This is a genomic window from Alteromonas sp. ABV4_515 (assembly GCF_056160345.1).
Map to the genome: position 1 here is coordinate 462,533 of NZ_JBSWWZ010000005.1, position 12,451 is coordinate 474,983.

Consider the following 12,451-nt stretch of genomic DNA (forward strand, 5'->3'; position numbering starts at 1 on the left):
TGCTTATTTCTTATCTGCATCCATTATGCGACGGAAGATATCTTTAAAGAGATTATCCCGCTCAATATATCGAACAATGCGTATGTTATGACGTCTGTCGTCACGGCTCCAGGTAAGATTATCGTTAAGCACAGGCGACGATTCCTGCGAGCAGCGAAACCATGACGGTTCCAGCAAGTAGCCAATGTTGGCGATATCCCACATCACCTTTCGCGATGCAAAGGTAATCCAGTTAAAGGTTGGTGCCAGGTTGGCAAGATAATCGCCAATTCGGCTGGTATTGAGCAAATAAAACTGCATTTCAGGGATGGAAGTCGCGAGCGTGTTCGTTACGCCCATACACGGGAATAAAGTGAGCGCCACGCCGCTATCAAGTAAAACGCGGCTGGCGGGCATATCCTGCATTAAGTTAAATTCTTCCGTGTCGTACCAGTCCTGACTATGACCACCAAGCCAAAGTACATGTATGTTGTTTGCGATATCTGGGGCCAGCAATAAGGCACAGGCAATATTTGTTGGCGCGCCTATTGTGACTACATGTAGTGTTTTTTCAGCGTTGCGCGCTCGGTTTATAAGATCATTTACTGCTGGTGAATTTTCAATCTCCTGCATGTCTTTAAGATAATGTTCAGAGCCTTTAAGCACAGGTACAGTATTAGTGGCATCCATTAAAGACAGCACCCGCAAGATCTCATCATAACTGCGTTTCATGCCTTCTGCTGCATGTTCTACACGAGTCGGCTCACCATCCTGATTTTCGAAAAAAGCATTGGTATAAGGAGCAGCATAAATGGCTTGAAGATCAAGACGGTCCTGGCGAAGCAGTGACCAGGCAATGGCAAACTGATCGTCAATTTCATTACCCGCGTCACAGTCGATTACCACTGAAACCGGCGATTGTGTATCCACTGTCATTAACGCAGCTCTGCGCGCTTCTGTCAGTGATACCTGTAGATTATGATCTTTCACGTTACTACCTTGTGCTAATAATTAACGACAAATTAACAATTTTAATTAAACGTTTCACTTAAGAATATCAACGAAAAATTCGATTTACTACGGATTTATGTCATTTAATTGACAACCACGTGAATAATAAGGTTATATGTAGATGAAACGATTCACCTAACTTTTCACTGGTATCACACGAATGACTTTATCAAGCACAATGAAATCAGCTCCATTGGTAAGTGCCCTCGCGCTTGCAGTGAGCTTTGGTCTACAGGCACAGGAAACGCCTGCTGCAGAAAAAAAAGGCAGTCTGGAAGTAATTAGCGTAACTGCACAGAAACGTGTTGAAAACGCACAGGAAATTCCAATCACCATGAGTGTGGTTAACGCTGAAAAGGTGAACTCTTACGCCGTTTCTGGCGACGACATTAAATTTCTAACCGCCCGCGTACCAAGCCTGGTAGCGGAATCTTCAATGGGCCGTAGTTTTCCTCGTTTCTACATTCGTGGTTTCGGTAACACCGATTTCAGCTTCAACGCTTCACAGCCTGTTGAATTGGTATACGACGATGTCATTCAATCTTCGCCAAACATGAAAGGCTTTCCAATTTTCGACGTCGAGCGTATTGAAGTACTGAAAGGTCCTCAGGGCACGCTGTTCGGCCGCAACACCCCAGCTGGTGTAGTAAAAATCGATACTAAAAAACCAACGGCTGATGCAGATGGTTATGTGTCGGCGAGTTTTGGTCGCTTTGGTCAAACTAACCTGCAAGGTGCTGTTGGCGGCACCCTCATCGACGGCGTACTCACCGGCCGCGTTTCAGGTATTACCCAAAACCGTAGCGACTTCGTATCGAATGAATATACCGGTGAAGAAGATGCATTAGGCGGATACCACGACAATGCCGCCCGTGTTCAACTTGATTGGACACCGACAGACGATATCAGTGTACTGTTTAACTATCACCACCGCGATCTGAACGGTACTTCTACTATCTTCTACGCGAATGCCATTGAAGGCGGAACTAAAGGTTTCCGTGACGGCTGGAATCGCTACCTGGTTAACCAAGACGGAAACAATGCTTCCCGTATGAAACAGGATGGTGGTTCTATTCGTGCGACATTCGAGCTGGGCGAGTACACCTTAACCTCAATTAGTGCTTATGAAGACATGAGCTTCTACTCACTGGGCGACGTTGATGGTGGTTGTGCAAGCTGCGATCCAGCCTCTGCCCCGTTCTTCTCTGTAGAAACGGCTGGCGACAACGGTGCTAAGCAGTACTCTGAAGAACTGCGTCTTGCAAGCAACTTTGCCGGCCCGTTCAACTATCAAACTGGCCTTTTCTACTTCTATGAAAAAGCCACTAACGGTGATTTAGGCTACAGCACAGAAAACAACAATGCGCTGAATTCACTGAACGACCAGAAACAAACTAACCACACTGTCGGCGTATTCGTAAGCGGTTCTTACGCTATTGCAGACGACTGGTCTGTATCTGGTGGTGTGCGCTGGACTAACGACACCAAAGAATTCAGCTCAATTGAAGTATTGGCAAACGGTGGCCAATCGGTAGCTGATCCGCAAAGTTCCTATGCTGAAACTGACGAGTCAGAAATCAGCTGGGATATCTCTTCCGATTACACCCTGTCTGACGATGTTATGGTGTATGGCCGTATTGCCCGTGGTTTCCGTGCACCTTCCATCGCTGGTACCCCCACCTACACCACTGCTGTGGACGCCGAGACGCTGATTTCTTATGAAGCAGGTGTGAAATCTACATTGCTAGACGGCGATGCTCGCCTGAATGTGGCAGTATTCCGCTACGAAGTAGATGGCCAGCAATTAACGGCTGTTGGTGGTGAAGATAACGACACCCGTCTGCTGAATGCTGATGAATCTGTCGGTCAGGGTATTGAGGCAGAACTGGAATATGCGGTTACGCCAGACTTTATCATCACTGCTGCGGGTAGCTATAACGACACGGAAATCAAAGATGCCGACTTAGGTGTTGCTGCATGTGGTTCAGGTTGTACAGTCCTTGACCCTATCAACGACAACGGTTTTGCACTTATCAACGGCAACAGCTTACCGCAAGCACCTGAATGGATTGGTAGTTTGACTGCCCGTTACACTATACCAATGGAAAACGGCGATCTGTATTTCTTCACCGACTGGGCTTACAAAAGCGAAACCAATCTTTTCCTGTATGAATCAACCGAATTCACAGCTGAAGCAGCGTTGGAAGGTGGTCTGAGAGTGGGATACCAGACTTACGACGGATATGAAGTGGCGCTGTGGTCACGTAATATTACCGACGTAGAAACCGTTACCGGTGCAATCGACTTTAACAACTTTACAGCCATTGCTAATCAGCCTCGTACCTTCGGTATCGAACTGAAAGCAACGTTCTTCTAAGTTGTCACTGACTTTGCGTCACAGCCGATAAACGGGGCAGCATTCGCTGCCCCGTTTTGTGTCTGCCAGTGGTTATTACTGGTTATTCGCGCTCATCTGTCGTAAATTCAAAATGTTAACTTAGCTTTTACTGATACTTACAATTGAAATCTATGCCCGGAAAACGAACAAGAACCGCCTCCTCTGCCCCAACATTAAAAGACGTCGCTAAGGAAGCCGGGGTATCCCTTGCCACAGCGTCTTATGCACTCAATGGTAAAGGTGCTATTAGTAAACAAGTTACCGAGCGCGTACGGGAAGTGGTTAAGCAGTTAGGCTATCAACCCAATACCGCTGCTCGCACCATGAAAACTGGTAGCAGCGCCAGCATAGGTTTGCTTTTACCGGATTTTCGATACCCACTGTTTTCTGAGCTTGCTACAGAAATAGAACAAGTGTGCGCCCAGCAGCACTATTCGGTGTTCTTTGCGAACAGCTACGCTGAGGCAGAAACGGAAATTGCGCGCACACAGCGCTTTGCGCAAAGCGGTGCAGATGGTCTGATTTGGTTTCCTGGCAGTCAACAAAACACCATCAACAACGCCACCCATGGTATGCCTGTGGTGGTTATCGACCGTGATTTAACCGATTTCGATGTGGTAACGCCAGATCATTTCGACGGTGGCGTACAACAGGCTGCGCATCTATTGGATTTGGGTCATCAACAGATAGGATTAATTTCTGGCCCGCGTCATGTTGATAACATGCAACTTCGCATTAATGGCACCGTTAAAGTGATAGAAGACAGCGATGCTGAAATCAAATGGATTTGCGAAACGGACTTTACTGATAAGTTATCGATTGAAGCAAAGACGTTGCTGAACAAGAAAAATGTCACCGCTATTATTGCAGGTAACGATACTATCGCCTTGAACATAATCCGCTACGCGGCAACGATAGGGCTAAGCGTGCCTGAGGATTTGTCAGTGGTAGGCTTTGATGATGTTGCCTGGTGTGAATTTATGACACCGCAACTGACCAGCATAAAAATGCCTTTAGATGAAATGGCAGAAGAAGCAGTTTCCATGTTATTGCGTCGCAAAGAAAACCCAATGGCTTCAAGAAAAAAATGCACGGTTGGGGTTAGCCTTTCCGTTCGCCATTCAACAGCTCCCCTGTCTGTTTAAGTAAAGCGCCGCTAAAAATTAAGGTCTGAGCACACGTTCAGGCCTCACTATTATTTCCTCTCTATAAACCTACTATTCAAAATTACTTAAAAATCAAACACCCCGACAACCTGAACACTTTTTAAGCAAAAAAGGTTTGACGTTGTACAAAACCTGATCAACACTCAAATGTAAAATCAATGTTAATAATGTTAACCATGTTAACTATTGATATTGGAAAATAATTGAAAATAAGCGTAATGCTGCTTGCAGCCCTAATTACAAGGTGACAAACAATGATCCTTAATCATTTACTCGGCATCTACACCCATCCCCGTGAAGAATGGCAGGACATAGACAGACGACATGAAAGCAGTGTTTACGCGTTGAGTCATATCGCCGTAATCGCACTTATTCCATCACTGGTAACCTACTACTCTGGCGCGCATTTGGGTTGGAGCATTGGGGCTGGTGATTTAATCAAACTTACCGAATCCAGTGCTGCAATGCTGGCGGTTGGCATGTATTTCGGATTGATCGTGGGCGTACTGATCCTCACTTACATGATTCACGAACTCGCCAACGCATTTGACGCTAAACCCAACTATACAGAATCGTTAGATCTTGCTGCCTATACCGCCACGCCACTTTTTATGACGGGTTTTGCGGGCCTTTACCCTGAACTGTGGTTTGTAATGGCCGTTGGCCTGGTCGGATTATCATACTCTGTTTATCTCCTTTACTCTGGAACGCCAATCATGATGCACATCCCGGACGGTAAAGGATTCATATATGCCAGCTCCGTAGTGACTTGCGGCCTGGTGTTACTCGCCATTCTAATGGCAAGCACCGTGATCCTGTGGAGTATGGGCTTCGGCCCGGTATACGTTCACTGATCACATTATTTCATCCATATCCTTACGCAAAAGCCGCTCGAATGAGCGGCTTTTTATTGGTTCGGCGCGGATAACTTAACTCAGCTATCAGAATCCATATTGTGCATTTCAAGATTTGAAAGCTCAGCCTGAACCACCGGGCTCTTCGACGCTTCACTACGCGCCATGTCGATACGTTCAAGGTAAGCCTGATCAACGTCTCCGGTAATGTAGTTACCGTCGAATACCGAGGTTTCGAACTCTTCGATAGACGGGTTTTCTTCCCGAACGGCAGCAACGAGATCGCTGATATCCTGGAAAATCAAACCATCTGCCTGAATAAGGTCGGCTATCTGATCAATCTCACGGCCATACGCAACCAGTTCGTTCGCTGATGGCATATCAATACCATAAACGTTAGGGAAACGAATTTCCGGTGCTGCAGAAGCGAAGTACACTTTCTTCGCACCCGACTCACGGGCCATTTCAATGATCTGGCCTGAAGTGGTACCACGTACAATAGAATCGTCGACCAGCAGAACCGTTTTGTCTTTGAATTCTGAAGAAATCGCGTTGAGTTTACGACGCACAGACTGCTTACGCATTGCCTGACCGGGCATAATAAACGTACGACCAATATAGCGGTTTTTCACGAAGCCCTGACGATATGGCAAGTCCAGGGTGTTGGCGATTTGCAGTGCCACATCCATGGAAGTTTCGGGAATAGGAATAACCACGTCGATATCGAGGTCAGCCCACTCCCGCGCAATTTTCTCACCCAGTTTGCGCCCCATATTCACGCGTGACGCATACACTGAAATACCGTCGATAAAGGAATCAGGACGGGCGAAATACACGAATTCGAAAATACAAGGAACAGTAACCGGATTCTCGGCACATTGCTGTGTGAAAAGCTCACCCTTTTCTGTGATATAAACAGCTTCGCCTGGCGCGACATCGCGAATAAAGGTAAAACCAACGGCATCCAGCGCAACACTTTCAGAGGCAACCATGTATTCGTCGCCCAGCTCGGTTACGCGCTTACCCAATGCAAGCGGGCGAATACCGTGGGGGTCGCGGAAAGCCACAACGCCCTGACCGATAATCGCCGCAACAACCGCATAGGCACCGCGAATTTTCTTATGAACATTGGTTACCACTTTAAACACATCTTTCGGCGACACAGTTAAGTCTGTGCACTGCTGCAGCTCATGAGCCATGATGTTCAGCAACAGTTCCGAGTCGGATGAGGTGTTTATATGACGGCGGGCAATACGAAATACTTCGTCTTGCAGCTCGTGTGCGTTAGTCAGGTTGCCGTTATGCGCAAACGCGATACCAAACGGCGAGTTTACGTAAAACGGTTGTGCCTCTGCTGAGCTGGAAGTACCGGCAGTTGGATAGCGAACATGGCCAATACCCATGTTGCCCGTTAGGCGTTTCATATGACGGGTATGGAAAACATCCCGCACCAGACCGTTGGCCTTTCTCAGATTGAACCGACTCTGGTCAATCGTAATGATACCAGCAGCATCCTGTCCGCGGTGCTGTAACACTGTTAAGCCATCATACAGTGACTGAGCAACAGGTGTTTTACCAACAATTCCGACAATACCACACATGAGCGTTACCTATATCAAGCGGTTTTTAGAAAACTGGAGCCGTCTTTCACAAAGGTGAAAAACCACTCAATAATGACACCGAATTCCGGAATGAGCAGTGATTGTCCCCACCACCCGGTATTCGCCGCATCAGTAAATGTATCCATAAAGAACAATAGTGCGCTTACTATCAGTGCGCCACGTAAAGCGCCAAAAATCGCACCTAGCGCACGGTCGGTGCCGGATAATCCCGACGCCTGAACCAGTTGTCCGACGACATGATTGAACATACCACCAAGCACCAGGGTTACGATAAACAACACCACTATCGCCGCGCCATTGCGCAGCGTTGGATCTTCAATTTGCGAAAAATAGACAGCAAGATCGGCATGAAATTCACTGGCAATAAACAGTGCACCGAACCAGACTACCAGGGAGATGGCTTCTTTCACGAAGCCACGCATCACACTTATCAGGGCAGAAACCACGATAATACCGAGAATGGAAAAGTCGACCCAATTCATGAAGCGTTATGTTATCCGTCTGTCGTTGAACACGCAGTAAATCAGCCTTGCTGCGAGATGGCGCGCATTCTAACAGAAGCCTAAAAGATTACCAATGCGAAATCTGCCCGATAATTTTTATAAGCTGCCGTTATGGTAAGAAAAGTTTCCGCACACAGAGGGTATTGCCAAGGCCAGAACGTCGACAGTCAATACGGGATCAGTCCACCTTAAACGGTGCGACCTTGCCTTTGAGCCCCGTGATATCCTGAAGATGCGGCAATGCCTTTTGTAACTTGTCTTTGTTTATGTCTGGCCCGACAAATACTTTCGTAAGCGGACCAGAACGTGTTTCGATTGGGCGGCTGAACGCGCGGTAACCCGCTTTCTCAAGTTTTTCCAGCAGTTGCCCTACGTTCTTTTGATGTCTGAAACTGCCCAGTTGAACAACCCAACTGCCATCTTGTGGTTCAGCCGAAGGCTTTTCTACCACGGTCTGGCTTGCGAGCTTATCTTCAACCTGAGTTTTGGCGGCTTCAGCCGGCGCCGCGGTCTGCGTTTGCGAATCGTCGACTGCGGGTTCGTCTACCACTTCAAGCGGCCGCTGGGTTACGCCAGCTACACGCTCAGTTGGGAAAGGTTCCGGATTCACAATAGGCTTCTTCGCTGGAGTTGCCGGCACGCTCACGAATGCATCGTTATTAGTTTCTTTTTTTCTATCAAGAAAATCCGGCAAAAAAATGACTGCCAGAGCAACTACAATCACTGTGCCGACCAGCCGGTTGGATAGCGCCGAGGTCACGATTAACTCCTATTGGATACTTCTGTCCCTGTGAAACGTTAATACATCCGCAACGGTAAGAAAAGAACCGAACACCAGGATGCGATCATTCTGCCCTGCCTGCTCTCTGGCTGCTTGATAAGCATCAGAAACTGAACTGAAAGCGGCGGCATGTAATTTTTGTTGTGGCTGGAGGTGCGACATCAGGGTTTCACCGCTGAGTCCACGGGGGCCACTGGTATTACCAAGGTACCATTTGGCTTTCACAGTTGCCAGTTCATCAAGTGTCGCGGCTAAAGATTTGTCCGCTAACATACCCACAACAATATGCAATTCACCGTTTAACCCTTTGTCAGCCCAATCGCGCATGAGGGCGCAAGCCTGAGGGTTGTGTGCCACGTCTACCAGTACATCCGGTTGACTGGCAATTTGCTGACGTCGGCCTGGTACATTTACCGTTTCGACCAACTGTTTGAGTTGTTCAGCAGTGGGGAGCCAATTCAATCGCTTGAGTGCAGCCAGTGCCGTTGCGGTATTTTGCAGCGGAATGCGTGGCATAGGCAGCCAGTCGGTGATGACTTCGTCACAATGCCAACGCCAGTTTTCGACGTTGGTTTCCACACAAAAGTTCCGCTTTGCCCACCAGGTATTCACTTTGTGCTGCGTTACATATTCATCGAGGGTTGCCGGAGGCTCGAGGTCGCCTACTACTGCAATGCCGTTATCGCGCATGATACCGGCTTTCTCCACGGCAATAAGTTCACGGGTATCGCCCAGCCAATCCATGTGATCGAGGCCAATGGTAGTAATAACCGCTAAATCCGGCTCGATGATATTGGTGGCATCAAGACGTCCCCCCAAGCCCACTTCAAGTATCACCACGTCCACGTTTGCTTTGCGCATCATTAACATGGCGGCGAGTGTGCCGAACTCAAAATAGGTCAGTGTAATGTCGCCACGGGCTTGTTCTATTTCCGCAAAAGCGATGCAGTAGGCTGATTCAGCTTCAACATCACCATTAATACGCACGCGCTCGCGATAATCTAACAAATGCGGAGAGGAATAGACGCCGGTGGTTTTTCCCTGTAGCAGACAGGCTTGCTCGATAAAACGACACGTGGTGCCCTTGCCATTGGTACCGGCAACGGTGATAACAGTTTGGTCGGGAAATTGAAGAGAAAGATTGTCAGCGACTTGTTTAACCCGGGTCAGCCCCATGTCAATGGATGTCGGGTGAATTGACTCGAGATGAGAGAGCCACTGCGTCAGAGAATCGTGCTCTGACGCAGTAAAAGGAGATGATTGATTGTTCACTTAGTTTGGACGGTGCATCTTTTCTAACAGGCCGTGTAATTTATCACGCATTTTACGACGGTCAACAATCATGTCGATGGCACCTTTTTCCAGCAGGAATTCACTGCGCTGGAAGCCTTCCGGCAGGGTTTCACGTACTGTTTGCTCGATAACGCGAGGACCCGCAAAACCGATAAGTGCTTTTGGCTCAGCGACATTGACGTCGCCCAGCATGGCCAAACTGGCTGATACACCGCCCATGGTTGGGTCGGTCAGAACCGAAATGTAAGGCAGGCCTTTTTCACTCATTTTCGCCAATGCAGCAGACGTTTTAGCCATTTGCATTAAAGACATTAGCGCTTCTTGCATGCGGGCACCGCCAGAAGCAGAGAAACAAATCAATGGCATGTTGTGCTCAAGACAGGCATTAACCGCAGCAACAAAACGCGCGCCTACCACCGAAGCCATAGAGCCGCCCATAAATGCGAATTCAAAAGACGCAACCACGACAGGCATACCTTTCAGCTTGCCCTGCATCACGATTAATGCGTCTTTTTCGTTAGTGCTCTTTTGCGCCGCAGTGATGCGATCTTTATAACGCTTGGAGTCTTTAAACTTCAGCAGATCTTGCGGTTCTAAATCACCACCTAATTCTTTACGGTCGCCCGCGTCGAGGAAAGAATCGATACGCTTACGGGCGTTAATGCGCATGTGGTTGTCACACTTAGGACATACCTCTAACAGCTTTTCCAGTTCCTGTTTATAAAGCACAGCCTGGCAGCTGGTACATTTTGTCCAGACACCTTCAGGTACGTTACCTTTGGTTGATGTCTGAGTTTTAGGCAGAATTTTTTGAATCCAGCTCATAGTAAGGAAAATCCTTTGTTATCTGTAACCATGCTTAGTTGGTGGTTAACTGTTGTCTGTAACCGTGTTTATTTATTGGAGCACAGTATTTGAAAAAATCGATATAGCCGCCTATTAGACCACATATCGGTAAACAGTAAAAAGTAAAACTGGTCTAAGAAGTCAGCCTGTTCACCGACAGTTCACACGGCTTTCAGCTTTCTGGCAGAAACAGCGGTCCTAACGGCTTGCGCGGCAAGTCGAAGGTTTCCGGGTAGGTCACATCCACCAAGTATAGTCCGTTCGGTTTCGCGGTGGCAGCCGCCTTGGTGCGATCCTTCACTGCCAGTAATTCAGCTATCCAACTAACCGGTTGCTCACCGCAACCTACTTTAATCAGCGAGCCCACAATATTGCGCACCATATGATGCAAGAATGCGTTCGCACGAATATCGACAATGACATAAGCCCCCTGCCGGTACACAGAAACATCCGTTACGTTTCTAAATGGGGTATTAGACTGGCAATGAGACGCGCGGAAGGACGTAAAATCCTGTTCACCGATAACAGCCTGAGCAGCCTCATGCATGAGCGCGGCATCTAATGGCTGATATTCATGGGTAACGCCGTTTAGCAAGATGGCCGGGCGTAACGTGGCATTGTAAATGACATAACGATAACGGCGGTGTGAGGCGGAAAAACGTGCGTGAAAATCATCGCTGACGTTCTTTACCCAACGCACAGCAATAGAATCTGGCAGATTGGTGTTTACGCCCATGGTCCAGGCGCGATCAGGACGCTCACCATCAAAATCAAAATGCACCACCTGCCCGGTAGCATGCACGCCTGCATCGGTGCGACCGGCACACTGCACATCAATGGTTGTATTGGCGACAGCGGAGAGCGCTTTCTCCAGATATCCCTGCACACTCGGTAATTTCTGCTGACGCTGCCAGCCGAAGTGTGCGGCGCCATCGTACTCGACGCCCAGGGCTATTCTTGCCATGTAACTCTGCCTCTTGTAAAAAATCGGCTAAGTGTAGTCAGGCGCCCTGCCAGATGCAAGACGCGCGGGAGATTTTAACCCAGTGCAGAAAGAATGCCTTGCGCTTCCTCTTTCTGTTCATCACTGCCCTTCTCAACCACTTCCTGAAGCAGTTCTTTGGCTGCCTGAACATCGTCCATTTCGACATACACCCGTGCCAAATCCAGGTTCGCACTCTGGCCGGCGTCTTTATCGATGTCGATAACGTCGTCGTCATCACTCACACCGGTAAAATCAGACAGACTGACATCTAAGTCCAATGGCGCGTTGTCATCAATGGTGTTCTCGTCAAAACCATCGTTTATCAGCGAGTCCACATCGAGGAAATCTTCTTCATCGTTGCCGCCAAGCGTCTCAATGTCACTTTCAGCAAGCGGGGTTTCTTCTGTTGATGATGTTTGCGGTGAGCTGTCAACAGCTTCCGTTTCAGGTTCAGCAGTGTCTGCGACTGAGTCAGGATCGTTGAGTAATGCTGCTAAATCCAAATCAGGATTACCCAGCGACATATCCGGTTTTTCAATTGCGATGTCGTCTTCAGCAGCAGGCTCACTGTCTGCGTCAGCGCCGATGCCGCCAAGCAATTCGTCAAAATCAGTCTGATCCAGTTCGTCTAACAGTTTGTGATCTTCACTGTTGTCTTGCGTTAACCAGTCATCAAGGCCCGGTAAGTCTTCCAGCTCGTTAAATTCGGTTGCGGTTTTAACGGGTGGAATTTCGCCATCAACTTCCTGTTCTAATTCATAGTCGTCAACGTTTTCGAGAATGCTATCGTCAAAGTCTGATTCAGACGCAGTCGCAGAAGGCGTGTCGGCATCCATGCTGGCGAAAGAAGGAATATCGTCCATCATTTGACGGTCGAATTCTGCTAACGCCTCGTCCAGCGGATCGGCCGCTGAAGCTTCAACTTCTGGCTCTGGCTCTGGCTCTGGCTCTGGCTCTGGCTCTGGCTCTGGCTCTGGCTCTGGCTCTGGCTCTGGCTCTGGCTCTGGCTCTGG

At 48.3% G+C, this 12,451-nt stretch carries 11 protein-coding genes; 3 read left to right on the forward strand and 8 right to left on the reverse strand.

The genetic code is table 11. The annotated features are described in order from the left end of the window. Positions 1–3: 3 nt before the first annotated feature. Entirely contained in the window at positions 4–969 is a 966-nt protein-coding gene (locus ACXAGX_RS14200) for a nucleoside hydrolase (protein WP_474839105.1), read from the reverse strand. Positions 970–1,150: 181 nt separating this feature from the next. Here ACXAGX_RS14200 and ACXAGX_RS14205 point away from each other — a divergent pair, with 181 nt between their 5' ends. From ACXAGX_RS14205 to ACXAGX_RS14215, 3 genes are all read left to right on the forward strand, one after another. Beyond that, positions 1,151–3,367, forward strand: a complete 2,217-nt coding sequence (locus ACXAGX_RS14205; RefSeq protein ID WP_474839107.1) for a TonB-dependent receptor — start codon at positions 1,151–1,153, stop codon at positions 3,365–3,367. 152 nt (positions 3,368–3,519) lie between these two features. Continuing rightward, positions 3,520–4,533, forward strand: a complete 1,014-nt coding sequence (locus tag ACXAGX_RS14210; RefSeq protein ID WP_474824983.1) for a LacI family DNA-binding transcriptional regulator — start codon at positions 3,520–3,522, stop codon at positions 4,531–4,533. Between the two features lie 275 nt (positions 4,534–4,808). Next, on the forward strand, positions 4,809–5,408 hold the full coding sequence (locus ACXAGX_RS14215; protein WP_474824984.1) for a Yip1 family protein: 600 nt from the start codon (positions 4,809–4,811) through the stop codon (positions 5,406–5,408). A gap of 80 nt (positions 5,409–5,488) precedes the next feature. Here ACXAGX_RS14215 and purF read toward each other — a convergent pair whose 3' ends face one another. The 7 genes from purF to ACXAGX_RS14250 form a co-directional block, all read right to left on the reverse strand. Beyond that, positions 5,489–7,009, reverse strand: a complete 1,521-nt coding sequence (gene purF / locus ACXAGX_RS14220) for an amidophosphoribosyltransferase (RefSeq protein ID WP_474824985.1) — start codon at positions 7,007–7,009, stop codon at positions 5,489–5,491. Positions 7,010–7,023: 14 nt separating this feature from the next. Further along, entirely contained in the window at positions 7,024–7,512 is a 489-nt protein-coding gene (locus ACXAGX_RS14225; RefSeq protein WP_474824986.1) for a CvpA family protein, read from the reverse strand. Between the two features lie 199 nt (positions 7,513–7,711). After that, positions 7,712–8,293: an SPOR domain-containing protein gene (locus ACXAGX_RS14230; protein ID WP_474824987.1), complete on the reverse strand. Its 582-nt coding sequence runs from the start codon at positions 8,291–8,293 to the stop codon at positions 7,712–7,714. 9 nt (positions 8,294–8,302) lie between these two features. Then, entirely contained in the window at positions 8,303–9,586 is a 1,284-nt protein-coding gene (gene folC / locus ACXAGX_RS14235; protein WP_474839109.1) for a bifunctional tetrahydrofolate synthase/dihydrofolate synthase, read from the reverse strand. Beyond that, on the reverse strand, positions 9,587–10,432 hold the full coding sequence (accD, locus tag ACXAGX_RS14240) for an acetyl-CoA carboxylase, carboxyltransferase subunit beta (RefSeq protein WP_474824989.1): 846 nt from the start codon (positions 10,430–10,432) through the stop codon (positions 9,587–9,589). It lies immediately after the preceding gene. A 193-nt stretch (positions 10,433–10,625) separates the two neighbouring features. Next, positions 10,626–11,417 carry a tRNA pseudouridine(38-40) synthase TruA gene (gene truA, locus ACXAGX_RS14245; protein ID WP_474824990.1) on the reverse strand — a complete coding sequence of 264 codons (792 nt, stop codon included), beginning with the start codon at positions 11,415–11,417 and terminating at the stop codon, positions 10,626–10,628. Positions 11,418–11,491: 74 nt separating this feature from the next. Further along, the coding region (locus ACXAGX_RS14250) for a FimV C-terminal domain-containing protein (protein WP_474839111.1) at positions 11,492–12,451 on the reverse strand (960 nt) is incomplete at its 5' end.